1 protein-coding gene is annotated in these 232 nt (G+C 44.8%); it reads right to left on the bottom strand.

All coding sequences use genetic code 11. From position 1 onward, the window contains the following. A partial coding sequence (locus QP415_RS13100) for a hypothetical protein (RefSeq protein WP_285100362.1) occupies positions 1-232 on the bottom strand: 232 nt, incomplete at both ends.

Below are 232 nucleotides of genomic sequence, written 5' to 3'. Positions count from 1 at the left end.
CTTCCAGCGGGGGACAGCAAACAGGCATCTTTGAATAGACAGCAATCCAATGCCGCGCATGCGAGCCGACTTGGTATTTGATCGTCTGCATTAAAAAATACAAAAATCGTATATCAGCAACACTCGGATCTGCGGCAGTAAGGATTTTTGCTGCCGAAGACTTCAATTTGAAGGGAAAATCTACCCACTTTGATGCTGTAGTGAAGTCATCGAAAATGATGACGGGATCATC

This window comes from Pauljensenia sp. UMB3104, from assembly GCF_030217285.1.
Classification (GTDB): Bacteria; Actinomycetota; Actinomycetes; order Actinomycetales; family Actinomycetaceae; genus Pauljensenia.
Note: the sequence above shows the minus strand (reverse complement) of the source record. Positions and strands in the feature narration are given on the sequence as shown.